Raw genomic sequence first — 25,731 nt, forward strand, 5'->3', positions numbered from 1 at the left:
TTTCACTTTGGAAGTGTCGGATCACTTGGCGCTCGGCAACAAGGCACATCGCGTGAATGTCATTTCGACCAGCCAGTCACTGCCAATCACGTGGCTGCTGATGCAGTCAATGCATTGCATTACTGGGGCAAGGATTCATTCCGAATTTTACGTATCAGATAGTTGAGGTCGATCTCAATATTCATTCAACTTCGCACTCCTACTAAAAATGCATCACCAGCCCCAATATTGGGCCTTTTTGAACTACATCATAGACGAAATCATCGTGATTATAATTGACGCCCAGCGCGCGATAACCCGCAACTGCAGAGAGGTTGTCTCTGACCTTGTACCCAAACGTTCCTGCTACATCCCAGTCAATCTTTGCTTGCCCCGCGCCCACGACGCCCCAGCCACTGACATAAAAGGAGTCAGTCAAGAAATATTTACCCCGCAATCCAGCTACCGCGTCGACCCATGTGGCACTATCACGTCTGCTGTGGCCGTCGAACACTTCACCCTCGAATGAAATTTCCGTACTCGCGTACCAAACGCGCCCTCCTGCCACAATATCAAGCCGGTTCAAACCCGCTTCAAACACACTGTAACCACCACCGAAAAAGCCAGAGAACGTCTCAGATTTAATGTCGATACTGTTGCTCAAAACGCCGTAGGGGGATTGGCCACCTGACGATATTTTTGTGTAGATAATATCGCTGAACAGACTATAACGATCATAATGACCCTCAATGACTCCCATGAACGAAAAGTCAAGCTCTTTGAAAATGCTCTTGAAGTCGGAGGTCATCTTTGCGGGCGGTAACCCAAGCTGTCCGACGGTGCCGCTGATCCCCGCTCCCCAGAAATAAGGACTAGCATTAAAGCTCCACCCGGCCGGTTTGAGTTCCTCGCTTTGTGGCTGGGACACGGAGGCTAGCGAGGAACTGTCTGCCGCGGCGGCCACAGTCTGGCCAGCGATCAAAGCAATGAGCACGATTGCGCAAGATCTATAGTGATACATCAACCCCGTCCCGATATTTTGTTTTATGATCAGCCGTATACTTGAGTGTTATTGCATTTGCTCTGCGAGCGCGCGATCCTCAACATCGCAATCGACAGAAGGTCTATCAGCAGTTTCCACTTCCGTGCGCGCAGCTTTAATATCAGCGAGGTACTCGGGATTACTGTGCAGTTTAGCGACCGTGGACGCACCCATAATGCGTCCAGCGTCGACATCGCTTTGCCAATGGGCGTTACAGATCACCCTGCTTTGCCCAAATGATAACCCGCGCTTCAAGAGATCATCGCTTCGCTTTGGATTCACTTCTGCCAAGGTGAGCGCCCATGCCCAACCTGCTGCAGTGTGTCCGGATGGATACGAGCCATCCTGACGCAAAACGGACTCTTCGTCTGGTTGACATGTCCCTTCATTATGAACTACGAACGGCCGGGTCCTATTATACTTGTTCTTGACGCCATAAGTCGAAAGTCCGGCATCAGTGAGCACGCGCTGCATCAAACTATAAAGTCGTGGCGTCTTCTTTTCACTAATGTCCACGCCCATAGCGCAGGAGAAATTCTTGGCAGGCTGAGGGAATTGCAAATCCGCATCCGTTCGGGCCATGTCCCAGCGTGCTTTGCCACGCAGTGCGATTGTAGCCTCTCTTGCCGCTTCATCACGCGCCAGTGCCGCACTCCCACCCTGGGGCGGTGCGCCGAGCAAAACAAGACTATTGGGTAGGTCATTGGACTTGAGATAGCCCGGAGCAAGGTGAAAATGCGGATCTGTCACCTTCGGACCAACGCTATCTTGTGCTGATGCCGAACTCATGACCGGGGCAAAGATTGCAGCAACGCCAATGAGGGCGACCCGGTAGATACTGTTAAACATCAAACTTCTCCTAAAATAAGGTGCCGCCATCGCGCAAAACCAACGCTTACGCTTTCAACATTTGCCGGAAAAAATAGCCGGTCGCAGCGTTGGTGTTCAGTGGAGCGGGCAAGGGCTGACCGCTTTCACTCCACCTGACCGCGAGATCTCTTGGATCAATTATTAATTGCTTTGGCTTCTGGGAACGTCCAATCACCGCTCACAACAGACTGATCTGGGCGATAGAGCCGCACCGTATAGTTCCAACCTTCAACTATAGGCAAACAGTTCGGAATTTTGCCATCGCAACCACCAAACTGTGCGGTCACCGAGCCGTCCGCATTTTTCGTCGCCGTAAGGTTATTGATCGAGTAGGCGTTGTGCTCGTTCTTTTCGAAGAACCCCTTGGCATTATAGACACTAATCGACCAAAAAGCCTTCACCGGAACTGTCTTCGGGACATTTAGGGTATAGACCGTTTTCCCATCATTTTTTTCAGGCGTGAAACTCGGATACATGGCATCCCTTTCCGGAATACCACCCCATCCTGAAGCCGTACCAATCAAATGCCGGATCGGATCGACCTGGCCGCGTGCTCCAAAAGAACCATTATACGAAGTCTGATGTTTTGCTAGGCCGAGCAACGCGGTACGGATGTCGGTGAGACTCTCGCCATCCCAGTCCGGAAGATCGAGTTCGCCTCGCTGGTTCTGCTGCACCTCAATCGCATCCTGAAGCTTATGGACTTCGTCGAGGTCCTTTGGATTATTCGGATCCACCAGAGTACGAATAGCGACGAAAGCATATCTGGTTCCAACCGACTTCTGGGTTAGCGTAACTGGCTTCGTTCCATAAGCTACAATAGGAAGATAGTGATCCTGATCGACAACCATCATCGACATATATCGCTTGCCTGTATCAGGCAGCGAAATTGTTGCTGGGCCTGCAGCGAGGTCAAACACAGCAAAGGAGTAAAGCGTATCACGGTTCATGCGAATGACAGTTTGCTTATCAATCGGCACAGGTTCCCGAGAATGCTTAAACTGGCCAAGTTGGCCTATGTCCTTGGCATTGGCGGCAAGATAATGGTCAGTCTCGGCGCGGATGAAACTATCAATAGTCACCGGAATGCCGGCACCAGACGTCTCGGCAAATGCGCCACCACTCCACACAACCGCGGCAACTGCGAGACTGATTCCAACCGAACGGAACATGGCAAACCTTTCATTTGTTCGTCTTACGACAACACCACCCTTTGCAGAATGCAGCGGGGACCAATCCAAATACCTTCAACGGACGACTAGTCGACCAGCTGCGGGATGTGACGCAGATCTTCTAGCATTGTCGAATTACTCGTCTTGCCATTTTGTGACATTTTCCGTTAGGTGGCGCAATTTTGCTATTCTGGGAACATAAACGTCAAAGTTGTGCGCAGTCCCCATTTCGGAGTTCCCACGGGGCCTTCCGCGTAGTAACGCCCACCCAGCTGGAAGCTCATCGCTTGATCGTTCACTTTGAAGACCTGAGTAGCACCCACATTGATTGGGACGGTCCACTGCTCTGCTTCCCAATCATATGTCGAGTCCACGCTCACAGACATCGATCGCCCGTGGCCGAAATTATAGGACACGAATGGCTGTAATAAGCTGGCACTTACGTCTTTCCTGCCAGACGGACCTGCGACGGACCAAACATGATTGCCCAACGCGCCCAGTGTCCAGGCACTTTCCTGAACGAGCGCGACTGCTGTCGGCCCAAGCCCGAATTTACCGCTCCCCAGATAGTCGTCGGTGGCTGTTGGAAGCAGAAACACCGGCCCAATGCCCCAAATCAAGCCACCTGGCCCCGCTTTTTTAGGAGACAGAAAGAAGCTCGCATTTATATCGCCAAGTCCCGACACGCTGCCACCGGGCATGTAATCTCGATAGGCGATCGGGATGATCGTACGTGATATTACGTTCCAGTCGTCGTTCAAACTGAACGGAATTACCGGCTGAATATTAAGACCATACGCAAAACCATCTTCATGAGCACCGGCTCTAAAATCAAAGTTACTCTGCAAAGGCACGCTAATCAGGCTGGCAAGAGGATTAGCGAGCTGTTGAGAAAGATCGTCAGCCGACGACTGGGACCATGCGGCTCCGACATGCGACATAAAGAAGCTGCAGAATGAAATGATCGCGGCCCCGGCCTGCTTATGTGCCTTGAACGGTCGGTTTATCTCTTGCATTTTGCCCCCTTTAAGCAAACTCCGATCTTGCCGTCCATTCGCAAGTCGAAGTCGTTTCGTAGAGCAAGCGTTGGTAACCGCTAACGGAACTTAACAAGTGCTCGGATTAGTGAGCGTCACGCTCTGCTCAGAATGGTTTTAGCAGTTACCGCTGATCAGTCTTGCCATTTCGTGCCAAAGGGCTAGTCCAATGGTTAAGGCCGCGCAAAGCATTCACACCGACTGCATTTGTTCCCGAAATTGACTGGGGGAGACCCCGGAAATCCTGCGGAAAGCGCGTGTAAAATGCGCAGGATCCGAATAACCCGACGCAAAGGCGATATCGATTATCTTGGCGTTGGTCTCGCGTAATAGGCGGCTTGAGCGTTCAAATCTAACAGTGTCCAAGATATCCGAGTATACAAAATCAACATTCGCGAGTTTACGTTGGAACGTACGTGCGCTGACCCCTGCCATTTCCGCAATCTGTGCAAGTGTGGGGACACCTCCGTCAAGATAGGAGGGTAACATTAGTTTGAGCAGCTCAACAATATCGTAACCCGAAGGTCCATCCTCGATGATCTGAAGCGCGTTAAATGAGCGGGGAGACCGATTAGAGAGACTTAAGAATTTAGTCGGTATGCTTATCCATGCCGCATGCTGACCCGACAGAAAACGCACATTTGGCCAGAACGATTGCGTGGCTTCACTCGGAGTGTAATGAGCTTCAAAGGCCATTGCCGGTGGATTCCAGTCTGGACCAGTAAATTGTCGCACGATATAAATCGTGAAAATGTTTTGGAGCCACTGGGCATGTTCCAGATTCTGCAGTGTTTTGGCTATTGCGAGTTTGCTGCAAACCCGCACATGATCATCATCGTGTTCGATCCACATACTGAGGATCGTATCTTCCCTTGAAGCTTCGGTGCAGGCGTGCCGCAACGCAACCAGTAATGTCGGTGCATGCGCGATCAACGCTCTGGTTTTTTCTCTCAAATGTGAGAAATGCAGACGTTGGCTGGCTAGGAAACCGAAATCCGTAATGTCCTGGGATTTCTGAGCAGTTTCAATAAACCGTATAGCCGGCAAAACCGGAACGTAAAGCTCGCTTTTCGCCTCAAGCGACGAAGGCAGCTGAGATCTCCTTAAAAATGAACCAGTGGGTGCGCCCATTTCATCGAGTATTCCGATGAAGGGAAGAAGAAACTGGCCACGTGTCAAAGGAATATTGGCCATTGCATTGCGTCCCCCTTGCCGGCTGATGATTTTCTCGCAAGAAATCAAACAAAATACAACGCCTATGTTGGCGGACTGGCTTTCCTGAGCTCAAAGTGAACACCTAAGCGCAGAATTTTAGAGTTTCATTCAGTCAAATTCCAGCAAGCATGAGAAAAGGAGGGTATTATCAGGGCATAGCGCTCACAAAAATAGCATGACTAAAGGCAGGCCCATGGTCGCCTTCTGAGGTCGCACATCCGGTTGCCAAGACTTTCAGGACCCCGATGCTCTGCGCGGGATCTGCGGGCTGGACCCCAAGAAATGAGGGTTCGGCGCGAACGTCAGCACAAGTAGACAGATCGAAAGCGCATCTACGTGCAAAAAAAGAGTACAGTCTCCGATGGCCAGGAGTTATTTTCGTACAAGTCGGCTGATTGATCGAAATGAATAACGCCGCAAAAAACTTCGCGGCGTTGGTTGTGACATAAAACTAAAGAGGTTCGCTCTAGTTCCGCTTGGATTTAGCCAAGTCATTTGCAGGTGTAGCAAATCGTCCTGCGACGCCTTCAGCGACTCCCGCCTTGGCCTTCGACTTATCCTGCTTTGGCTTTCGGATTTCTCGATTACTCTTCTTTTGACCTTTGGCCATACTTATACTTCCTTCTTTAACGTTAATTATGAGTTCGTGAGAATGAAACCGCTCCTCGAAGGGATTAGTTTGCAGTTGCAAAAAAGGCCAGATTATCCACCTTTGGCGGCTCGGGATGCGTCAAGAAGGATTGATAGGGTCGGCGGACCAATCGGAACTCTAGAATAAGCATCTTTGCTGCAGCGAGATGGGCGGCTCTGTTCACTGCAGTATCATTGAGCCGATAGCCAGCGCGTCTCACTATTTCTCGCATCATGCGGAAATCGGAAGGGCCCCGATAAGGTTTGGTAGTTTTGGAAGACATAATGCCTCCTTCATGGGGGCGAGTTTCCACCCGCAATCGACAGCGCCCGTTTCAAATGCTGCCGAGATAAACACCTTGCGCTATCTGTGAAGAGAAAGCAACTAAGGCTGCAATATGTCCTGGAAGCAGAGAGGACAAGAGAGCAAGCAACCCAGAGCGCACATTGAGGCTGGTGCCGCTGTTTGGGCTAGGAATGAACGTCCTGCCCAGAAAACTCTGCACATCAGTGAGATTGATGGTCTCTTGCTTCTCCTCCCCGACCGCGTCGCGCTTTTCTGACAATGCGTTCAACAATTATACTTGGAATAGGCAGGCGCGGTTTAATCGCTCGCCCTGCCTTTTCTATTGCGCCTGGTAAACTAGTTTGCAAACGATCAGCTTTCTCGATTTTTGCAAAGCTTAAAAGGTCCAGCATTTTGATCGGATCTCGTCGGGTTGCCAGAAAAGCCGACATCAATCCTCCTTCGTCCTTGGATAGGCGCTTTACCGCTGCCGCCCTCGATGAGCTCGGAGCTCGCGCGCGGAGGATTGCCTCTCGCGACGACTTTAAATCCAACTTTTGCATGAAACGTCTATAGGCACTGGAAGGCATAACGGTCTTCCTTCATTTAGGGGCTTGGGTCTGGCCCGTTTCCGTAGCGCCCTTATCAATTGCCGCAGAGAATAACACCATGCGCCTTTAACTGGGCGAACGCAACTACAGTCGACATTTGCCCGCCCAGCCCTGCCGCCGCACTTAACGCGCTCGCTCGCCTTATCACTTTTCTCATCCACAATAGGTTTGCGCGCATGAGCGCTGTAACAAGACCAATCTTGCCTGTAAGCGCTGCAGCCGTCATTTGCGCAGATCCGCGTAAAGAGCCATGCTCACGCTTATTGGAGCGACAATGCATGAGCGATAGGCGCGACTTCTATAGCTCATTTTCTCTGCCATATCCGAGCCATAGAACCGCGCTCTATCGCTCGGGGCAAAGCCGGTAAGGTTTCTTGTCGGGGGCCTGTGATTTAGAGCTGGTTAAAAATTTAGCCCCCAGCGGGATGTTGAATGATGATTTTCTTTAGTTCAAAAGGAAATTGAAGAGCCTTCTAGGCCCAGTCAGTTTCGTGGATGAGTTTCCATTGCGCGAACGGAGCCCATTGCCTAGTCAAGTTCAGCAAATTTAGCCGCCATAGTCGGATTGCCGCGTGTCAGTCGCTTAACTGTTAGATCCTCAGCCTTGTCATTCGCAAGCCGCAAGTTGTTGGCGGATTTGTGGAGCGCTTCTTTCGTTTTTTCCAGATCCTTGATGGCTTCATCAATACGTTTGATTGCCTCCTCAAAGCCATCAGAAGCCAAGCGCCAGTTGCGCCCGAATGCCGACTTGAAGTCGTCAAGCTGGGTTTCAAAGTTCGTGATATCAACGTTTTGCGCTTTCACCAGCGCCAGCTCCGTCTTGTATTTTAGCGAGTTCATCGCGGCGTTGCGCAGAAGCGTGATGATGGGAATAAAGAACTGCGGCCGCACGACATACATTTTCGGATAGCGATGTGAAACGTCTACGATACCCGTATTATAAAGTTCACTGTCAGGCTCAAGCAGTGAAACCAGCACCGCATACTCACATCCCTTCGCACTGCGATCCTTGTCGAGCTCTTTGAAGAAGTCTTCATTCTTCTTTTTGGTGGCCGTCTCATCGTTCTCGTTTTTCATCTCAAACATGATCGAAACGATTTCCGAATTCGAATCGTCCAAATCTCGGAAGATAAAGTCGCCCTTGCTGCCGTTGCGCGCGTCATTATCCTTTTCAAAATACGCCCGCGGGAATGCGGTCGCGCGAAGCCGATCGAACTCGGTGGCGCAATGTTGTTCGAGCGTCTCGCCGATCATCTTTGTCGACAATCTCGCCTTCATATCCCTCAAGCGTTCAATAGCGTCGTCACGATCCTTAAGCTGTGTCTCGTATTTGTCCCTGAGCGCTGTTTCGGCCAGCTGCTTTTCGAGTGCAACGCGAGAAAGTCCATTCTTGAGTTCTTCGCGTTCTTTCTCGACTGCGCTGACAGCTTGAGTGACGGCGAGTTTCTGTGACAGCTCACCCGCGTCGAGCTTCGCCTTCAAGCTTTGGATTTCGGCGTCCTTCGTTAAGGCAGCTCTCTGCAATTCAGAAACGAGCTTAGCCTCAGCCAGCTTCGACATTGCTTCCTGATCCCGTTTCGCGCTCTCAAGTTCGTTCGCCAGCATATCGCGTTGCTTTTCAACACCATTCAAAGCCTCGGCAATTGCAAATTTCCGGGCAACTTCGCCGGCTTCAAGTTTTGCTTTCAGCTCTTGAATTTCAGAGTCCTTTGCCGACGTTGTTTTCTGCAACTGACTGGCGATTTTCGCTTGGGCAAGTTCAACGGCGTTCTGTTTGTCGCGCTCGGCTAGCTCTAGCCTCTCATGCAACTGTTTATCAAAATCACTATCCCGCACCTGTTTAAGAATATCGGCGTAACCCGCCTCGTCTATCTTAAAAGCCTTTTTGCAATGCGGGCAGATAATTTCGTGCATATTCGTTTCCGTGAGCCTTGGATTGAACCTCTAGAAAAAAGTCCTATCGCTGGAATGTTTTGACGCCATGTGAACGATCACAAGCAGCTTGGTCAAGATCAGTTTCGCTAAGTTGCGTTGCCTCAGAGACCTGCACGCTGTAGTGCGAATAAAAAAGTCAACGCACAATAGGCAAGCCGCAACCGCGTATGCGGCCACTTTAATAGCCGCAAACAAGCCTTGTCGTGATCCTGCGACCAGGAAATCGGAAAGTTTTGTAAGTTATCCCGCAGGCAATAACATGCAACACATTGAACCCATCTCTCTCCATCACACTACTTTTCATTCAGAACAAACGATCATCGGAGCTCTCGTCTCATTGCTCGCTGGCGCGCTCAACAAGGTGCATCGTCTAGGCAATTGGAACCGGCCTGCTAGAACTGACAGCTGTTTAGCCGTTCAGAACAATCTATAGTCCAGCATGGCCGTCAGAGGAGAAGCAGCGCATGTTTGACTGGGAATGGAAGGCTTTTGTCTCATCGTTTGAAACAAGCCAGGGGCCATGGCAACTCTTCGATACGCCCTCCAGCTCTAATATGCATCCGGCAGCACCGCCGTTTGCGACCTCAACCCGAAGCACAGATCCCGGAAATCTGGTTTATGTAGAGTACTTCCATGCATTTCCCGACAACACGCACGTGTATTTGTCATGGGAAGCTGAAACGCCTGACAAGGTTGTGGACGTGTTGCATATCGCAGCCCGTTCATTCCGTGCGGCAGGCCAACGTTACGTGTCAGAAATACAGATAAATGGTATCAACTATTCCCCACGCGAACTCGGCTGGAGGATACAATCCAATGTAGATCGGATCAATCTCGACGCTCCCTGGACAGCAATGAGTGGGGACCAAAGCTTCGCAGCCCATTTGGCAACACAAACGAAAACCACTGTCGACGGATTTCTCACTGAAGTTTACCGGCCGAGTAGCAATGTCGCTGAAAAAGCATTCAACGCATCCCGCTGGCCCGGCAGAAACCTTGTTCCCTCGGAACTTTTGGGAGTGGATCGGTTCGAGTACACCGGAAAACCCGCCAACGAGCAACGTTGGAACCATCCAAGCAGGGTTAAAAATAGTCCAAGCTACATTAATGGGCGTCGTTATAGGTTCCATCCAGGTCAACCGCCCTTGGATATGGCCCGCCAAGACTACCCGCTTGCGGCAGTGGGTCAGATGAGGAACATTGCCCAAGTCGGAGAACCGATCTCCGATATTGTTTACCTTTGAAGTCCGTCAGATATGGCTTCTGGCCACAAAATATCAAATCCTATTGTCCGAAGCCTTCGTATCCACTTTGCTTCCCGCGCACTGGAACAGGAAAATGCGACAGGAGTTAGTAATATGACCTTAGCAGAAAAGACGCCTACATTTGGCAACGCCGTGTCAGGTATCCACCTCGATAAAGGTGGAGATGGCATCTCAGTCTGATAACGCAACCGCGGACCAGGTGAGCTTCACGGCTCGCTCGCTGTTTTTCGAAATGTACCGGAACTTCATCATCTGGAACGTCCGGTCGTTCGTCGTTAATTGCTTCAAAGACCTTGCTGCGAAACCAAGCATCATGCGCTTCGCTGCCTTATATAAGTTCGAGCGGCAATTCCCCTTCGTTCGCCGTCCGGGTGAGTAAGATACGAACTACGTCCGAAACCGTAAGCCCATACTTTCAAGCACCGCGGCGGCACGACCCCGAACTTCAGCATAAATGCGAGTTTGAACTAGTGCGTTCGAAGCCAAAGGCATCTCCTACTTAATGTCGTTTGTAATGCATATGAATGACGTCATCTATAGAAGATTTCCGTGTGCGCCAGGCCGATGCGTTTTTCGTCTTAGAAGGATACGACCCTCTTTCCCTTGTCGTTGAACGGTGTGCTGATAACTAGTCGAAAATATCCAGTGTTTCTCGGGCGACTGTAAGCAGTTGAGTGCGCATGTTTGAAATCGCGGACCATGATCGTCAGAGTGCGCAAATAGACGCATGTTGATATTGGCATAGTTTATGCGCTCAACCATCAACCTTGATGACAATCTCTTAGAAAAAGCCAGATTATTGACCGGCACGAAAGAGACAGCCGCTCTAGTCCGACAAGCGCTAGAAACACTTGTGCGACTGGAGACTGGTAAACGTCTTATCGCCCTTGGAGGCACAATGCCTGACGTTGAAGCAGCTCCTCGCCGCCGGAGCTCAGTAAAGAAGTGATATTGGCGGACACTTCAATTTGGATTGACCATTTTCGCGGCGGCGATGATGAGCTGATTAAGATTACCGGAGATGATCTTTTGGTTTGCCATCCAATGATTATTGGCGAACTTGCGTTGGGCAGTCTCCGAGACATCACTAGTGTCTTGGATTTTTTTAATGCGCAGCGGGAAGCTCAAGTTGCAACGCATGACGAAGTCATGGCCATGATTGAAAAGCACTGCATTTTCAGCTTGGGCATTGGTTATACAGATGCCCATCTGTTGGCCTCAGTTCTTCTCGACTAGCGAACATCACTATGGACACGGGACAAGAGCTTAAAGGTTGCGGCTGAGAAAGCCGGCGTGCACCTTTACGAGCCGCTTCACAATTCATTATGAAACGAGACTATCCATTCAACTGATTGCCCGTCAGGACCCGAGTTGCTCAACTTGATCGCCCCCCGCTGAACTAATTCATTGATGAGATCCCAGTCGCTAACTTATTTACATGAGCGCCTAGTTACCCTCGAAAATGTCTGAAAGTTCAGCATAGACAGCTTCATTCCCGGCAATGACAGGATTTCCTTTCCTCAGACCGTCGCCAGCGAGGAAATCGTTGGTGATAAGCCCGGCTGCACGAATTATTGCGATCGCGCCAAGACAATCCCAGGAATTAATATGTGGCTCGATGTATCCAATCAGGCGACCGCTTGCAACATAACAGAGCGTCAAAGCGCCCGAACCCTCGCGACTGAACATTCCCCCTGCCTTTAGCAGCCGCTCGAACATCGGCAGAAACTCGTCGGGTGTAACACGCGGGGAATAACCAACACCCACAATTCCTTCACGAACAGACCGCGCTGGATGTCGCTCAACTTCTTTACCGTTCAGTGTGGCAGCCCAGCTCTCGCCGCCAGCGAACAGTTCGTCTCTCGCGGGTGCATAAACCATCCCAAACTTGAGCGCTCCGTCTTTGACAAAAGCGATCGAGACGCACCAACTCGTCATGCCGGAAATAAACGGTTGCGTGCCGTCAATCGGATCTACAACCCAGATACCCTGACTAGGTTCGAAGGCAGTGATGCCAGTTTCCTCTCCGAGGAAGGCATCCTCGGGAAAATGCTTAGCAAGTCTTTCTTTGATGAGAAGTTCGGTCTGAAGATCGGCTTCACTTGCCATATCTTGAAGACCCTTGCTCTGAATTGTCAGTGCCTCCCGATTGCTAAAATACTGGTTTGCAAGATCGCCAGCCTCGCGGATTAGTGCGAGTGAAAACTTATAACGTTCATCGATTGCATGAGAGTCGGTCACATTGGTTTCCCTTGTTTTGAAGTGCGACATGGGCAATTTTTCAATCTTTCCAGAGCCAGGCGGCTCCGCGCACGCCGCTGGAATCCCCGTGGATCGCTTTGCGAATAGGGGTGTGGAACACCGTCGAAAAAGTCCGCTTGGCAAGCGCCGCGGGCAGATCCTCGTAAAGTTCGTCCACATTCGACATGCCGCCACCCATAACAAGAATATCTGGATCAAGTGTGTTGACGACAGTCGCAAGTCCACGGGCAACCCTGTCGATATAACGTGACCATAACATGCCGCTTAAACGATCCCCTGAACGCTTGCGTTCTATGATTTCACGCGCTTTCAACTCCTCTTGAGTGTGGCGGCGGTATTCAGCCTCAAACGCACGGCCAGAAACCCAAGTCTCCATGCATCCATGGCGGCCGCAATAGCATGGCTGACCTGGCAACTCCGTTACATCAGGAAACGGCAGCGGATTATGTCCCCACTCGCCGCCACTATTATTGGGTCCGTGATGGGCTTTTCCTGCGACCGCAATACCTGCTCCCGCGCCGGATCCCAAAATGACTGCAAAAACTACGTTGTAACCAGCGCCCGCCCCGTCCATTGCTTCTGAAGCAGCGAAGCAATCCGCGTCATTTTCAACTCTGAGATCACGCTTGAGACAATCATGAAGATCCTTCTCGACCGGTCTGCCCAATAACCAAGTTGAGCTTGCTCCCTTGCCGACACGACTGACTGGCTCAAGTGATCCAGGAATACCGATGCCCACGGACCCGTTTTTTCCTGTCTGCTGTTCCAGGGCGGAAATCATATCCTTAATTACGCTGATACAGCCAAAATAGTCGTGACGTGGCGTATCGGCACGCAGGCGCAAAAGCTCCTGACCATCTCTTTCCATAGCGACACCTTCAATCTTAGTGCCACCCCAGTCAATTCCAATCAGCATGTTCCTCCCTTCCGGCAGTTGCACCTCCAACTGCCGCAGATTTATAAAATTTTATAATTGCCGGCTAACTAAATAGAATATCCCTGTCCCGGGCATATTCGGCAAGAAGCGGCAAGCTCGCCGCGCCCAACACACGAGCGTCACTGCCAATATTGCCTTCAACTATTTCAACCGGCGCAACCCCCTGAACTTCCATCAGCGCGACTTTCTCGCGGGTCCGGCGGACAAGCTCAGCACGCACATGGGGCGGGAACCCACCGTCGATCACCACATTGTGGAAGTCGATTACCGAAATTGCTGAAGCGATTACAAAGGCAAGACTGTCAGAGGCCTGTTCCGTCCAACGATCCAGCACCACACCCAGATGGCTCCAATCCTCCGATTTATGCCAGATCAAGCTGGGATCTCCACCCGCCTCGACGATCATGCGTTCAAGCAGATAGATTGAAGCGCATTGTATGAGCCTTTTTGGTGCTTCGCCTGCAACAGGTGAAGGCACAGGCGCGGAACCGATTGATCCCGCATAACCACGGCGCCCTGGATACAAAGCACCATCGAGCACCACGCCACCGCCAACAAGCGTGGCAAAAAACACGTAAAGAAAATCCTGATACTTTCGGCCGACACCAAAGGCCATCTCGGCTGCGCATGCAGCTGTGGCATCGTTATAGGCATGAACCGGCATAGAGAAGGTCTGCTCAATATGCGTCTTGAGATCAAAGGCCCTCCAAGCGTCAACAACGGCGTGGGGCGCACCAACCTCTTCTTCCCAGCTCCACATTTCAGATGGCATCGCAATTCCGATGCCCCGTACTCGCCCCAGCTGAATCCGCGTCATGTTATCGATGATTTCGTTGATGCCTTTATCAACGAAATTGACCAGCAATGAGGGTGTGGGATAAGCAAAATTAAGACTGATTAGGCGACGCACCTGTCCAGCCATATCCATTAGCACGAGCTCAGCTGTCCGGCGCCCAACTTTCACACCGATCGAAAAGGCACCCTCTGGATTAAGCGACATTGGTACGGACGGCTGACCAACTTTGCCGCGCTGTGGCTCGCCACGCAAGAGCAAGCCATCACTTTCGAGCTGGCTCATGATTACCGAACTCGCCTGCGCGGAAAGCCCGGTCATGCGTGAAACCTCCCCTTTCGATAGGGGTCCATGAGAGCGTATGAGCGAAAGCACCAGCCGCTCATTATAAAGCTTCATCCCGGTCTGATTTGTTCCCCGGCTCGGATCACTCAAGCTTGGCTGAAACTCTTCAAGTCCATCCATCTTAAACAATGCCACCTCCCCGTTCAAAAATCGCATCATACAAGCCGATTGCGCAAAGTCGTGCACCATCCTCTTGGTCCGCGACCCGCGACTAACCTCACGTTTTTACCGATCTCAATGTTAGCATCGATAATTAGAGATTTCCATCAACACGTCAATATTTAAATCATCCGGTGTGATTATTAACGCGTTTGGCGGATTAAAAGCTCCTATATAGGCGCTTTTTCATACTGTTTCGCTTTTTATTAAATCATCCGGTATTATATATTGACAGAGATGGAGATAGCTGATTGCATTTAGGAGCCAGCGCTGCGGAGGAGGCACTGTCAGTCTGGTCGCAATTTTTTGAAGCCGGCTACACCGGCACTGGGAGGAATGATGCGGAAACATTTCACACTTATCGCTTCGACCCTGGCGATCGCCACATTTTGTTATGGCAATGCCCACGCCAACGAAACAAGCGTCTGCTTAGTAACGAAAACAGAGAACAATCCTTTCTTCGTAAAAATGAAGGAAGGCGCGACCGCTAAGGCTGCAGAACTGGGTATGAAACTACTCAGCTATGCGGGCAAAGCGGAAGGAGATGTCGACACACAGATTTCAGCGATTGAGTCCTGCATTGCGGCGGGCGCAAAAGGCATCCTGTTGGTGCCAAATGACTCAAGTGCACTTGTACCTGTGGTAAAGCAGGCGCGCGATCAAGGTGTATTGGTTGTCGCACTCGACACACCACTCGCACCCGCCGACGCAGCCGATGCGACCTTCGCTACCGACAATTTTAAAGCGGGTGTCCTGATCGGTGAATGGGCAAAAGGTCGTATGGGAGAGAAAGCCAGCGATGCGAAAATTGCCCTTCTCAATCTTAATGCCCAACAAATTACAGTCGATTACATGCGTAATCAGGGCTTCATGTCTGGTTTCGGGATCGACATCAAAGACAAGACCCGTATTGGCGATGAGGACGACAGCCGGATTGTTGGAAATGAAGCCAGTAACTCCAACGAAGAGGGTGGACGCACGGCTATGGAGAGCCTGTTACAAGTCAATCCGGAGATAAATCTGGTCTACACTATCAACGAGCCCGCTGCAGCCGGCGCACATGAAGCGATCAAGGCCGCAGGACTTGAAGACCAGATTACCATTGTGTCCATTGATGGTGGTTGCCCTGGCGTCAATAACGTCAAACAAGGCATTATCGGAGCGACATCTATGCAGTTCCCATTGCAGATGGCGTCGATGGGTGTGGAAGCTATCAAGACATACGTCGATAGCGGAAAGAAGCCACAAGCCTCAGATGGATTGGATTTTGTCGACACTGGCACCGAGCTTGTTACCGACCATCCTGTCGAAGGTACGAAATCGATTTCGTCGGAAGAAGCGCTCAAAAAATGCTGGGGTTAGTCCGGTATTCCATAAAATTCTGACGACGAATGCGGGTGGTTTTTCAACGGCCATCCGCGATCGCCAAGGCCATGAACACAGAGGGTTGTCATGTCAAACGCCCAGACATCGCAGGAAGTCCTGCCTAAAGTCGCAACCGATCAACCAGATCATGCGCGGTTTGAAACACCCAATGCCGGGCTTCTCACCCGCCTCCAGCGGTTCTTCCACAGCTACCCTACTTCAGTGCCACTCGTCGTACTCATTCTGGCCCTGATTGGCTTTGGAATTGTGGCTGGAGACCGCTTTTTTTCCGCCTACAACATGTCGCTGATTGTGCAGCAAGTCTCGATTATTGGCATTCTCGCAGCCGCCCAAAGCTTGATCATTTTGACTGCTGGCATCGATTTATCTGTTGCAGCTGTTATGGTTCTTAGTTCCGTTATTGCTGGAAATCTTGCTGTCAAGCTCGGTGTTCCCATCAGTTTTGCACTCCTGATCGCCTTTATGTGTGGCACGGCAATTGGTCTCTTCAACGGATTTCTCATCACCAAAGTCAAGTTGCCGCCTTTCATTGCGACGTTGGGTACCTGGAACATCTTTTATGCACTCAATCTTTACTTATCCGGCGCGCAGTCTATCAGGGGAACTGAAATTGACGCTGCAGCGCCAGCGCTCAAATTCTTTGGAAAAACCGTTTCTATTTTCGGGGCACAGATCAGCTACGGTTCCCTTTTGCTGATCGCCCTGTTTGCAATACTCTGGTACGCGCTTTCACGTACGTCCTGGGGACGTCATGTCTATGCAGTGGGTGACGATCCTGAGGCTGCAAAGCTGGCTGGCATTCGCACTGATCGCGTCCTGATCTCAGTTTACGGCGTTGCTGGCTTCATCTGTGCCCTTGCTGGCTGGTCTGCCATCGGGCGTGTGGGCTCAGTATCTCCTACCAGCTTCTTCGAGGGCAATCTGCAGTCAATTACCGCCGTAGTAATTGGTGGAATATCCCTTTTTGGCGGTCGCGGCTCCATCCTTGGTCCCCTGATTGGAGCTCTCATTGTAGGCGTCTTCCAATCTGGACTACGCATTGCGGGCGTCGACGTGCTTTGGCAACTCTTCGCAATCGGCTGGCTGATCCTGCTTGCCGTGGCTGTCGACCAGTGGATCAGAAAGGTATCAGCATGACCCTCACTCCGGTACTGCAGGCAAAAGGCCTATCCAAAAAATATGGACGCGTTGTCGCCATAGATGGAGCAGATTTCGAGCTTATGCCGGGAGAAATTCTGGCAGTCATCGGCGACAATGGTGCGGGCAAATCGAGTCTGATCCGGGCTCTCTCTGGTGCACTTAAACCCGATAGTGGCGAGATCCTGTTAGATGGCAAGCCGATCAATTTCTCATCCCCGATGGAAGCTCGTCATGCAGGAATTGAAACGGTCTATCAGACACTGGCATTGTCACCTGCATTGTCGATCAGCGATAATATGTTTCTTGGCCGCGAGATTCACAGCAAGGGTTTGATGGGAAAGTACTTTCGACAACTTGATCGCCAAACAATGGACCGTGTAGCACGCGAAAAGCTCAACGAGCTGGGCCTGATGACAATTCAGAATATCGCTCAGCCCGTCGAAACGCTTTCGGGAGGTCAACGTCAGGGGATTGCAGTTGCACGCGCCGCAGCCTTCGGGTCAAAGGTCATCATTATGGACGAACCGACAGCAGCGCTCGGCGTCAAGGAATCTCAAAAGGTTCTTGAATTGATCAAGACCGTGCGCTCGCGCGGGGTACCAATTGTGCTCATCAGCCACAACATGCCCCACGTTTTCGAATTGGCGGACCGAATTCACATCCATCGGCTGGGAAAACGACTAGCCGTGGTAAGCCCGACGGAATGTTCAATGTCAGATGTGGTGGCAATGATGACCGGCGCCATGCAACCCTCATCTGAAATGCTGCAGTGACGTCATTAAATTGATCCGTGACGCCCGACACGTTGTGCCCGGCATCCGTAACTTTGCGTGCTTAAAAGGTGTAGCTTGAAATTTTGCTTCAATAGTTTCGCGTTCAGCAGTTTTCCGACATTTTTGCCAACCTATTCGCTTCAAGAGACGATCCGTATCCTGGCCGCAATTGGCTATGATGCTATCGAGATAGGATGCTGTGCGCCCCACGCCTGGCCAGATCACCTTTCCAATGATGATCGCAGGGAAATCGCCAAGACCGCAAAGGGTGAAGGTATTGCCATATCAAGCCTCTTACCGGCAATTGGCGGAGGGTTCGGCTGCAACCCTTGTTCAATTCTGGCAGCTGAACGACAGGCTACAATCGATCATTACAAAAAAATCATCGATCTCGCACATGAGCTTGATGCCGGAATGGTTCTTTATATCGGCGGCTGGCGCGCGCAAGGCATGTCGCGGTCTGACGGTTGGGCGTATAGTCTGAATTGTCTGCAACAGGTTGCGGCTTATGCAAATGCGGCCGGAATCCAGATTGCCATTGAACCCACCACAGCAGACACCAATCTGATTGATAGCGCTGCAGACGCGCGACGCATGATGGCTGAGTGCGAAGCCACCAATGTCGGGCTCATGTTTGATAGTTGTCATGTAGACTTTGAAGGACAAAGCCTGTCGTCTTATGTCGACGCGATGAGCGATGCATTGATACACCTTCACGCAGCCGACACAGGACGCACCGCGATTGGAAAGGGTAAAGCAGACTGGGACAGTCTGCTTAAGGCGCTGCTGAGACATCAGTATAAAGGCTATTTCACGGTAGAAACGGGATTTGGCGATAGAAACGTTGATCCAGTAGAGGTTGCCCGCTCCAGCCTCTCCTATTTGCGAGAACGATTAAATGTTCTGAGTGATTGTCGTTAACATCAAGTCGACACGAGAACTCAAGTAACTATCCAGCTACGAACTTCGTCGGCTCCTCACTGCCTTCAGCCTGAAGAACGCCTATTGGGGCGGAGCGGACACATTTGCCTTGTCCGCTCCGCCCCAATAGAAGAGATCAGTTCGAGCCGCAATGCCTTACCATTTCACGCGCAGCCCCAGGGTGCCTCCAAGCTTATAGCTATCACCGATGTCCTCTAGGCTCGTTTCAGCGGCAAGCTCGCCGTAGATCGAATACCTGTCGTCGTTCCAGTTATAGGTGCCACCCAGACCGACACCGCCCCAGAACCGGGCATCACGCTGTTCAAGTGTTTCTCCAGCCCAATTGACACGGGTTTCGCCTAAGAACTCGTTATAGAGATTGACGATACCGTAGATACTGGAACGACGGGTTTTGTCGTCCTTGTCTTTCCAGGTTTCCTGCTGCTCGAGCGCCAGACCATAGCGTCCGACAAAACTGTCACCACGGTCCATCGATACATTCAGACCCAGTGGATCGGTGAAGCTGTCGAAATCAACATGCGACCAATAGAACTGAGCTTGTGGAATAAGGGTCCAGGCTTCGTTGAGGGCAATACGTTTGCCCGCTTCGATACTCGCCATGTAACCCATGCCGTTGTTGCCATCAACCAGCGTCATGCCAAGTGCATTGGAATCGAGATCCATATCAAACCAGGTAGCAGAAGCCTGCCCATCGACATACCATCCGTTTTCGCCAAGCCATGTCAAGCTAGCGCCTACACCCCAGCCTGTTGTGCTGAGTTCGCCGGTCGAACCGCCATTGGTGGGACGTCCAAGCCATGAATCCACCCGGCTGCGAACTTGGCCATAGGAGACATTGATCCCGCCAATGAACTTGCCAGCATCACTCTCATAAAGCAGGCCGTCGATGCCGCTCTGCAACTTCCACCAATTGTCGCGGCTATCTTGTGCGGTATGAGAAACGCTAGGCTTGAACCGGCCATAGCCACCTTCCACACGCCCCCACAGACCATTCTGCTCAATGAAAATGTTGTTCTTGCTATCGAGATAGTACTGAGCCTGGTTGGATGTGATCTCACATTTAAAATTCTTTGATGGATCCTTACAAAATACGGTTTCCGCCGGTGCGGCTGGATTGTTCCAGTAGCGATTGCCCACACGCTGCTGCATGGTCGATGGTGCGATGAGATGCTCGAGGTGAGAAGGAATCTTCTCGTAAACAGGTGTTGTCGGGTTCTCAACGGGGTCGCTCGGATCGACTGGAGTAAGCTGAGAACGCAGATACCAGTTACCGTCCGCTGTATCATCGACACCACCAGCATTAACGCCGTTGTGATAGAGCAAGTATGACCACTTGCCGAGCGTGACAGCGGAACGGCCATCAACGGTATAACCATGATCGCCAAGTGCAAAGACGCCATCTTCAGAGCGGCTCTTATCACGCACTTCAACCAACATGATGCCGTTGCCAGGCGTCAGGTCGCCGGTACCACCCTTGTTGCCCACGAAGATGCTCGTTGCAGCAGAACCAAGCGCCGTGCCATCAACGATGAGCACATCTGCAAAAGAGTTCGATGCACCTCCGGGTGCGATGCCATCATTGAGTACGGCGTTGGTGAGGAACCTGCCGCCTTGAGACACGAAGACCCCTTCACCTGCCGCACCGCCAACCGTGTCGCTGCCGGTAATGATCAACGTGTTGCCAACTTCCTCTCCACGCAGATCAATTGTGCCTGCATTGTTAAAGGTCTGAAGATTGACAAACTGGCCCTGGGCCACGCCTTCGCGAGTGATTGTGTAAAACGATGGATCCAAAGGTCGGCTGTCGGTGCCGGTCGTTGGCACATAGCTGCCAGTTGTGTCCGTCACGGGTGCATTTTTAACCGCAGCGAGCTGCACGACACCGCTATCAAGGTTGTTGAAGGTAGCCTGCGGTCCGCCGAAATCGGAGACCGAGACCCGTTTGGTATCACGAACGCCGTCACCGTCGGTATCGGAGAAATTGCGGATGTTGAAACTGCCCGCATTATCGAGCGTGTGAGGCGCGCCACCCCAAAGGGTCACAAAGCCATTGATCTCACCATCATTGACGATGTGAACCGAACCCGTCGTGCTTGGGTAGGCAACTTCATAGACAGGAATATCCGCCTGCCATCCCTGGATGACACCACTTGTGGTGCATCCATTGCTGCTCGGGATTGCCCTGGCGGCACCTCCTGAAGGCGACGCTAAGCGTGCTGGTGGCGAAACATGTCGACTGGTGCCACAGCTGACGCCTTGGGTAATTGCAAGATCACTCAGCGCACCGATTGTTCCCTTATTGTTTAAGACAGCAGATATCCCGTCCGCCCCGGACCACAAGACAACGCCGGCTGCGGGTAGGCCACCGCCGACACCACCATAGGAATCGAAAATTCCTTGAATACCAGTCTGATTTATCTCGGTATCGCTGTAACCAGGTGACAAATCCCCTGGCGTGGCCGACCATCCGCCTTCGATCACCGTATTCTGAGCAATATTGATCTCGACCGATCCATCATAGGAACCGGCGGCAATGCCGACCGAATTCTGACCCGATGCAGTAATGTTGGCATTGGCATTGATGGTAATAGGGGCCGTGACATCCGCCTGCAGCGACACAACACCGCCCGAATTATCCCCGCTTGCGATGATTTCGCCATTGAGGTTCATGACCGTTGGCGTGCCAGGGAAAGCAGGAGGGGAGTAAATGGATTCATTATTCAACGGCCCGGCATAAACATAGTGGGCTACGCCAAATGCTGCATTGCCTGAGGTCTCTATATTGCCGGTCGTAACGGACAAACTACCCGTTACATTCTCAGCCACATTGCGGTCACCAAAGACGACAACACCGCCTGAACCGTCGCCCTCGGTGATGATCTTGCCGGCGGTCGTATCGATGTCCACCACACCACCACCCATGACGACAACGGCGGATGACAAATTGCCCGTCGTAGAGATGGCACCACTGCGCAACGTTAAATCAGCTGCATCAATATAATCGGTGACGACAGAATTGTTATCATACACATATCCGACACCACCTGTGAATTTGATGCCAGTCGACTGATCGCCCTCAGTGGTGATGGCGCCTGCACGGGTGTCGATGCTCACGCTTCCAGGAGACGGGAGAGCATCACCCGGGAAAAAGTTTCTGCCATAGGACGTGACGCTGACAGCGACAGAGTCTTGCCCCTCCGTGCGAATGTCGCCCGTAGTGAGTTTCGTCGTGCCACTATTATAAATCGTAACAGCGTCCGAAAATATCCCTGTGGTTTCAATAGTGCCTGCGGTGGTGTCGATATTCAACACCTTACTGCCCTGCACGTAGAGAGCTGATTGGTAGGAATCTGCATTCACCGTGATATCACCAGTGAATATATTGGCTGTTCCCTCCGAGGTTACATAAACACCAGCGCCATTACTGGTGATTTTACCGCCCCTTGTATCAATTAAGATGACAGAGTCAGGATGGAATGCGCCGACGATCATCGCACTCGTGTTGAATCCCAGGGTATTTATATTGCCTGTCAGAATTCGATTGTCGGTCGCGCTCCCTTGGTAGAAGACATTTATGCCACTCGTATCTTGGTTGACATTGATTGTGCCAAGCCTTGTGTCTATATCAAACCGGGTTGCATCCCTTGAAGAAACTCCGCCCGAATTAGCTGCAAAGCCACCATTTACATTTAGTTCAACTGCGCCTTCGAAAACCACAGTCTGGGAACCCGCACCCGTCAATGAAATGCCATAGGACGTAACCGCATTGGTAACGACCCCCGCCGCCACTCTCACCGTCTGGTCGACATCGTTCTCATATAGGATGCCGGATGCATAGGGATTGCCTGCCGGACCGCACGTCACGTCTGCGCCAACACCGCATTCGTTAGCCGCCAGTGCTGTTGTGGGAAACAACGCGACCCCTGAGATCGACACTATCCCAAAAGTTCCAAGCCCAATCAGTGCAGGGAAAATCCCAGGTAATGCACGCTGCCGTCGGGAATGGCGTCTTGATTTCTTCATTAAATCCTCCAAGTTGATCAGCAGTCAGAGCGGATGCGACCAACTCTGGTTAGGCGGTTATTCCAATCGGCACCGGCCAGCGAGTAAAAGACCACTGTTCCGGCGCTAAGGTATGAATATCGGACATCAGGCAATTTTGCGCTGCGCGATCATTCTCCATGCTCGTGCGACTACGCGAAGCTTTCCCATAAGCATAAGGGGTGGGCGTAATCACCGGGTTCAGACCCTTTGATTGCACAGGTTTCTCAATTATTCGGCACGCAGGTTCGATGCCTTTGGTTACGGGCCTAACGCGGCGATTAACGCTGCAACTCAAGCCAAGCAAAAAGGATCGCGACGACCATATATCCATCGGCGCCTTGATTGCATCACGATCTAAAATGATTGGAGAATGCATCGCCCTCTCATGACAGGCCTTCAAGGACATTCCTATATTGGCCAAAAACTGAGGCGAAACACTTTGATCACTATCATTAAAACTGATGACGCGAACCGAAGCTTGCTTCTGCTGCAATTCACAAGCTCTGCGGAAGCCAATTCTGATGAGCATTTGGATGAAGTTAAGAGGTTTCTTGATCCTGAAAAGCACCTTTGTTGGCATAATGCGCACTTCAGCCAATTCAAGAAATAGCTTTACCGCCCCAACCTTTCGCCGATTTTGCGACGGACTGGCTATTGCGGTCCTCAATCTGAACAAGCCCAAAAGGCTTCTGGCAACTATTCCTGATTTCAATGGGCTCGATTCCCCTCAAGCACCGGCCGAAATGCAAACAATCCCTACAAGGTTAGGTAGTATTATCGTCGTCTTTCGCAAGGACAATGTCATATAATGTCACTTCCTAACACAACCGCGACGCGAACACGATCGCTTGGATAATTCAACTTCGGAAGTCTGACGCATTCGAGTGAAAAATGGTGTGGCGAAAGCCGGAAAGCACTTGGAGCAATTTTGCGTAAAGTTCATGAAAGAGAGCCACACCTCTCAAAACAGGCATCTACCCGACTGCAGCGACAGACCAAAGTTCGCTGCGAATGTCTTGAAGATTGGGTTTCGATGAAGTGAGAGAGGCCTAGTGCACTTTGCTAACTGCACCCTTCGCCGCAACAAGAGCCTTTACGGATCTTGCAAACTAGGGCCGCGTGCGGCCCGGCCAGTCTCAGGCAGGTCTAGCCTATGACCGAGTTACACTGCCTAGCGGTGCATGGCTTCCCACAGGCTACCCGCGCTTGTTTCGTAATGTTGTTTCGGATTTGCGCACTTCCATCAATCACGTCGTCAATGGAGCTTATTTCCTTGGCTCCGAGGGACAGATGGGACTTGCGTATCCTGACGATACTGCCGATCTTTCAATCAGCCAGGCTCATCTGGTCTTCCAGATCCAGAATGGCCACCACACCATCATTGGCCCTGCTCCGTACGCTCGGAGCAGATTGCAGAATCCCCCATGGTGTTGACGGGAGATCGGGTCCGACACTTGCAAGACAATAGCTTAAACGACGCTGCTAGGTGACGCGAATACCTTGCCTTGTTTCGGATACTCGGCAGCCATCCGCTTTTCAGATTTCCAATCAAGAACATTTTTGATTGCACGAACCCGCAATCTGCCGGCTCATTTCGTGACGATATGAGCTTCAAAGAACCCCTTTCTTCCTTTCATCATTCGCCCACGAAGCTTGCAGTCGGCATTATCTCATCATAAGCGACAATGATGGCTCCCCCATGCTGCGCCCTGTGAAGCTTTTGGTAACGTCCATCCTTACGAGCGACGAGTTCGGAATGATCGCCTTGTTCGGTAATCTGCCCAGCCTCAACCACGACGATGCGGTCGGCATTCGTGATTGTCGCAAGTCGATGCGCAATCACCAACGTGGCGCGGCCTGCGAAGCTGGCTGGTCAGAGGCGGGAAGAAATATCCTGAAGATCACTTTTATCGGCAAGTAATTGAAAATCTGCCGCAAGGCCTTGACCACGGCTCAAGACATCTCGGTCGATGACGATCGTGACGAGCTGGACGATTGCGCGGCATGAATGTCACCTTTTCATGCAACCTGTGTCGTGATTGATGATCAGCGGCTGCCGCGAAGCAGTAAATGGGAACACGGAATAGCGGAGCACATCTAACTTCTTCAGGACAAGGATTACCAGCTTTTTTGAAGGAGGTCGCCAGATGCAGTGCAAGCAAAGAACCCTGCTGTGGGCCCGTATGCGTGCGTCGTTGCTAGAGCTACGGCAGGTCGAGCGCCCACTTCAGGCGAATGCCCAGCTCCGTTTCCTGTCATGTCTGTCGAGGTTAAGCCGGGATCGACTGCGTTTACCTTGATCCCTTCCCGATCCAGTTCTTTTGCGAGCTTGACGGTCAACATATTCAATGCGGTCTTTGAGGCGCAGTACCCGCCAAAACCAACCGTCCATGTTTCGCTTCGCATGTCGAGAGCATCCGTCAACGAACTAAGGCCACTGCTCATCATCACGATCCGCGCTGCCTTGGATTTTCGCAACAAGGGTAAGAAGGCTTGAGTGACACGCATCACTCCGAATACGTTCGTGTCGAACATTCGCTGCATCTCATCAATTGACTCCTCAGCAAGTGAAGGTGGTTGGCCAAACATAAGTCCGGCGTTGTTTACCAATACGTCCAGATGACCTACCGCGCTCTCGACAGCTTTGACGGCTTCGGAAACGCTTTCAGCGTCAGTAACATCAAGTTGGACTGGACGAGCATCGATCCCGTCACCAAGCAGTTCGCGCGCTGCAATCTGACCGCGTGAAATGTCCCGACAACCCAGCCAAACGGTGTGTCCAGCTTTACCCAGCTGCCACGCGATGGCATGGCCGATACCCTTGTTTGCTCCGGTGATGAGAGCGGTGAGCGAGGTGTGAGTCATCGAAGTGTCCCTGGTCATTTCTATGGCAGAGACATACTACGAA

Annotated in this window: 21 protein-coding genes and 2 pseudogenes; 8 read left to right on the forward strand and 15 right to left on the reverse strand. The window is 51.5% G+C overall.

Annotated elements, in window-relative coordinates:
• Positions 1-202: 202 nt before the first annotated feature.
• The 8 genes from KMS41_22165 to KMS41_22200 form a co-directional block, all read right to left on the reverse strand.
• On the reverse strand, positions 203-1,000 hold the full coding sequence (locus KMS41_22165) for a hypothetical protein (GenBank protein ID QWK80451.1): 798 nt from the start codon (positions 998-1,000) through the stop codon (positions 203-205).
• Between the two features lie 48 nt (positions 1,001-1,048).
• Positions 1,049-1,810: a phosphatase PAP2 family protein gene (locus KMS41_22170; GenBank protein QWK81174.1), complete on the reverse strand. Its 762-nt coding sequence runs from the start codon at positions 1,808-1,810 to the stop codon at positions 1,049-1,051.
• 215 nt (positions 1,811-2,025) lie between these two features.
• A complete protein-coding gene (locus tag KMS41_22175) occupies positions 2,026-3,063 on the reverse strand; it encodes a DUF1254 domain-containing protein (GenBank protein QWK80452.1) in 1,038 nt (345 codons plus the stop codon).
• Between the two features lie 185 nt (positions 3,064-3,248).
• Positions 3,249-4,004: a transporter gene (locus KMS41_22180; GenBank protein ID QWK81175.1), complete on the reverse strand. Its 756-nt coding sequence runs from the start codon at positions 4,002-4,004 to the stop codon at positions 3,249-3,251.
• A gap of 288 nt (positions 4,005-4,292) precedes the next feature.
• Entirely contained in the window at positions 4,293-5,294 is a 1,002-nt protein-coding gene (locus KMS41_22185) for an AraC family transcriptional regulator (protein ID QWK80453.1), read from the reverse strand.
• 695 nt (positions 5,295-5,989) lie between these two features.
• Positions 5,990-6,229: a hypothetical protein gene (locus KMS41_22190; protein ID QWK80454.1), complete on the reverse strand. Its 240-nt coding sequence runs from the start codon at positions 6,227-6,229 to the stop codon at positions 5,990-5,992.
• 223 nt (positions 6,230-6,452) lie between these two features.
• Positions 6,453-6,683, reverse strand: coding sequence for a hypothetical protein (locus KMS41_22195; protein QWK80455.1), 231 nt, complete (start codon positions 6,681-6,683; stop codon positions 6,453-6,455).
• A 687-nt stretch (positions 6,684-7,370) separates the two neighbouring features.
• Positions 7,371-8,756 carry a DUF2130 domain-containing protein gene (locus KMS41_22200; GenBank protein QWK80456.1) on the reverse strand — a complete coding sequence of 462 codons (1,386 nt, stop codon included), beginning with the start codon at positions 8,754-8,756 and terminating at the stop codon, positions 7,371-7,373.
• A gap of 485 nt (positions 8,757-9,241) precedes the next feature.
• Here KMS41_22200 and KMS41_22205 point away from each other — a divergent pair, with 485 nt between their 5' ends.
• Positions 9,242-10,021: a hypothetical protein gene (locus KMS41_22205; GenBank protein ID QWK80457.1), complete on the forward strand. Its 780-nt coding sequence runs from the start codon at positions 9,242-9,244 to the stop codon at positions 10,019-10,021.
• A gap of 136 nt (positions 10,022-10,157) precedes the next feature.
• Here the strand turns inward: KMS41_22205 and KMS41_22210 are convergent.
• A pseudogene (locus KMS41_22210) lies at positions 10,158-10,528 on the reverse strand (type II toxin-antitoxin system RelB/DinJ family antitoxin).
• A gap of 262 nt (positions 10,529-10,790) precedes the next feature.
• On the opposite strand from KMS41_22210, the gene KMS41_22215 reads away from it, so the two are divergent.
• Positions 10,791-10,991 carry a type II toxin-antitoxin system VapB family antitoxin gene (locus KMS41_22215; protein ID QWK80458.1) on the forward strand — a complete coding sequence of 67 codons (201 nt, stop codon included), beginning with the start codon at positions 10,791-10,793 and terminating at the stop codon, positions 10,989-10,991.
• Positions 10,988-11,371, forward strand: a pseudogene (locus KMS41_22220) (type II toxin-antitoxin system VapC family toxin). Before KMS41_22215 ends, KMS41_22220 begins: the two are co-directional and overlap by 4 nt.
• Positions 11,372-11,488: 117 nt before the next feature.
• Here the strand turns inward: KMS41_22220 and KMS41_22225 are convergent.
• The 3 genes from KMS41_22225 to KMS41_22235 all read right to left on the reverse strand — a co-directional run bounded on the left by KMS41_22225 (position 11,489) and on the right by KMS41_22235 (position 14,508).
• Entirely contained in the window at positions 11,489-12,283 is a 795-nt protein-coding gene (locus tag KMS41_22225; GenBank protein QWK80459.1) for an inositol monophosphatase, read from the reverse strand.
• A 40-nt stretch (positions 12,284-12,323) separates the two neighbouring features.
• Positions 12,324-13,220, reverse strand: a complete 897-nt coding sequence (locus KMS41_22230; GenBank protein QWK80460.1) for an ROK family protein — start codon at positions 13,218-13,220, stop codon at positions 12,324-12,326.
• A 64-nt stretch (positions 13,221-13,284) separates the two neighbouring features.
• A complete protein-coding gene (locus KMS41_22235) occupies positions 13,285-14,508 on the reverse strand; it encodes an ROK family transcriptional regulator (protein QWK80461.1) in 1,224 nt (407 codons plus the stop codon).
• Between the two features lie 366 nt (positions 14,509-14,874).
• On the opposite strand from KMS41_22235, the gene KMS41_22240 reads away from it, so the two are divergent.
• From KMS41_22240 to KMS41_22255, 4 genes are all read left to right on the forward strand, one after another.
• On the forward strand, positions 14,875-15,900 hold the full coding sequence (locus tag KMS41_22240; GenBank protein QWK80462.1) for a substrate-binding domain-containing protein: 1,026 nt from the start codon (positions 14,875-14,877) through the stop codon (positions 15,898-15,900).
• 90 nt (positions 15,901-15,990) lie between these two features.
• Positions 15,991-17,061: an ABC transporter permease gene (locus KMS41_22245; GenBank protein ID QWK80463.1), complete on the forward strand. Its 1,071-nt coding sequence runs from the start codon at positions 15,991-15,993 to the stop codon at positions 17,059-17,061.
• On the forward strand, positions 17,058-17,837 hold the full coding sequence (locus KMS41_22250; protein ID QWK80464.1) for an ATP-binding cassette domain-containing protein: 780 nt from the start codon (positions 17,058-17,060) through the stop codon (positions 17,835-17,837). The genes KMS41_22245 and KMS41_22250 overlap by 4 nt, the downstream gene beginning before the upstream one ends.
• A gap of 123 nt (positions 17,838-17,960) precedes the next feature.
• The gene (locus KMS41_22255; protein QWK80465.1) at positions 17,961-18,758 is read left to right on the forward strand and encodes a sugar phosphate isomerase/epimerase; all 798 of its coding nucleotides are present in this window, start codon (positions 17,961-17,963) and stop codon (positions 18,756-18,758) included.
• A gap of 156 nt (positions 18,759-18,914) precedes the next feature.
• On the opposite strand, the gene KMS41_22260 is transcribed toward KMS41_22255, so the two are convergent.
• Positions 18,915-22,802 carry an autotransporter outer membrane beta-barrel domain-containing protein gene (locus tag KMS41_22260; GenBank protein QWK80466.1) on the reverse strand — a complete coding sequence of 1,296 codons (3,888 nt, stop codon included), beginning with the start codon at positions 22,800-22,802 and terminating at the stop codon, positions 18,915-18,917.
• 49 nt (positions 22,803-22,851) lie between these two features.
• Positions 22,852-23,535, reverse strand: a complete 684-nt coding sequence (locus KMS41_22265; protein ID QWK80467.1) for a hypothetical protein — start codon at positions 23,533-23,535, stop codon at positions 22,852-22,854.
• 987 nt (positions 23,536-24,522) lie between these two features.
• Between KMS41_22265 and KMS41_22270 the strand changes: the two genes are divergently transcribed.
• Complete coding sequence (locus KMS41_22270) at positions 24,523-24,744, forward strand: hypothetical protein (GenBank protein QWK80468.1); 222 nt, start codon at positions 24,523-24,525, stop codon at positions 24,742-24,744.
• Positions 24,745-24,941: 197 nt separating this feature from the next.
• On the opposite strand, the gene KMS41_22275 is transcribed toward KMS41_22270, so the two are convergent.
• On the reverse strand, positions 24,942-25,706 hold the full coding sequence (locus tag KMS41_22275) for an SDR family oxidoreductase (protein QWK80469.1): 765 nt from the start codon (positions 25,704-25,706) through the stop codon (positions 24,942-24,944).
• Positions 25,707-25,731: the final 25 nt, after the last annotated feature.

This window comes from Ochrobactrum sp. BTU1, assembly GCA_018798825.1.
Lineage (GTDB): Bacteria > Pseudomonadota > Alphaproteobacteria > Rhizobiales > Rhizobiaceae > Brucella.

Bases quoted from the DNA above. Each gene is read 5' to 3' on its own strand.
- KMS41_22165 (QWK80451.1), bottom strand. From the start codon at position 1,000: ATGTATCACTATAGATCTTGCGCAATCGTGCTCATTGCTTTGATCGCT.
- KMS41_22170 (QWK81174.1), bottom strand. From the start codon at position 1,810: ATGAGTTCGGCATCAGCACAAGATAGCGTTGGTCCGAAGGTGACAGAT.
- KMS41_22175 (QWK80452.1), bottom strand. From the start codon at position 3,063: ATGTTCCGTTCGGTTGGAATCAGTCTCGCAGTTGCCGCGGTTGTGTGG.
- KMS41_22180 (QWK81175.1), bottom strand. From the start codon at position 4,004: ATGTCGCATGTCGGAGCCGCATGGTCCCAGTCGTCGGCTGACGATCTT.
- KMS41_22185 (QWK80453.1), bottom strand. From the start codon at position 5,294: ATGGCCAATATTCCTTTGACACGTGGCCAGTTTCTTCTTCCCTTCATC.
- KMS41_22190 (QWK80454.1), bottom strand. From the start codon at position 6,229: ATGTCTTCCAAAACTACCAAACCTTATCGGGGCCCTTCCGATTTCCGC.
- KMS41_22195 (QWK80455.1), bottom strand. From the start codon at position 6,683: ATGTCGGCTTTTCTGGCAACCCGACGAGATCCGATCAAAATGCTGGAC.
- KMS41_22200 (QWK80456.1), bottom strand. From the start codon at position 8,756: ATGCACGAAATTATCTGCCCGCATTGCAAAAAGGCTTTTAAGATAGAC.
- KMS41_22205 (QWK80457.1), top strand. From the start codon at position 9,242: ATGTTTGACTGGGAATGGAAGGCTTTTGTCTCATCGTTTGAAACAAGC.
- KMS41_22215 (QWK80458.1), top strand. From the start codon at position 10,791: ATGCGCTCAACCATCAACCTTGATGACAATCTCTTAGAAAAAGCCAGA.
- KMS41_22230 (QWK80460.1), bottom strand. From the start codon at position 13,220: ATGCTGATTGGAATTGACTGGGGTGGCACTAAGATTGAAGGTGTCGCT.
- KMS41_22240 (QWK80462.1), top strand. From the start codon at position 14,875: ATGATGCGGAAACATTTCACACTTATCGCTTCGACCCTGGCGATCGCC.
- KMS41_22245 (QWK80463.1), top strand. From the start codon at position 15,991: ATGTCAAACGCCCAGACATCGCAGGAAGTCCTGCCTAAAGTCGCAACC.
- KMS41_22250 (QWK80464.1), top strand. From the start codon at position 17,058: ATGACCCTCACTCCGGTACTGCAGGCAAAAGGCCTATCCAAAAAATAT.
- KMS41_22260 (QWK80466.1), bottom strand. From the start codon at position 22,802: ATGAAGAAATCAAGACGCCATTCCCGACGGCAGCGTGCATTACCTGGG.
- KMS41_22270 (QWK80468.1), top strand. From the start codon at position 24,523: ATGCTGCGCCCTGTGAAGCTTTTGGTAACGTCCATCCTTACGAGCGAC.
- KMS41_22275 (QWK80469.1), bottom strand. From the start codon at position 25,706: ATGACCAGGGACACTTCGATGACTCACACCTCGCTCACCGCTCTCATC.